Source organism: Segetibacter aerophilus, assembly GCF_007991655.1.
Lineage (GTDB): Bacteria > Bacteroidota > Bacteroidia > Chitinophagales > Chitinophagaceae > Segetibacter > Segetibacter aerophilus.
Map to the genome: position 1 here is coordinate 1 of NZ_BJYT01000079.1, position 515 is coordinate 515.

The window sequence follows — 515 nt, forward strand, 5'->3', positions numbered from 1 at the left end:
TTTTATAACCAAATTCTAACGAATTTGTAAACTGCGGACGAAGTGCAGGATTACCCACCTTCAATAGTTCCGGCTCATCATATTTAGGAAAAATCCGGATGTCGACTTCATTAGGACGATCTACGCGTCGGTTGTAGAAGAGGGAGATTTTGTTGTTATCGTTCAACTTGTATGCAAGGCGAACATTAGGAAAAGGTTGCGTATAAGTATAGCCATCACTTTTGTAGGTGTTGTGATTCGGATTGACCTCGTAATCTACACGTACGTACTCTATACGTAACCCCGCCTCCAACTCAAACTTGTTGCTTTCATACACGTAGTTGCCATACACCGCCGGAATGGTTTCGCGATATTCAGCAAAACCGCCAGCCTGGAAATCTATAGGTGAATTAAGGCCGGGAAAGAATTGCATATTGATAGGAATGTTTCTTAATCGAAGTTTTACGCCGCCCTCGAAGCGACCATGCTTTAACGGACGAACATAGTCGAGCGTAAAATCATTTACATGTTCATCC

1 protein-coding gene is annotated in these 515 nt (G+C 42.7%); it reads right to left on the reverse strand.

The genetic code is table 11. The features are described 5' to 3' along the window. Window positions 1–515 (reverse strand): outer membrane beta-barrel family protein (locus SAE01_RS24330; protein ID WP_147206431.1); only part of this gene is annotated, 515 nt, incomplete at both ends.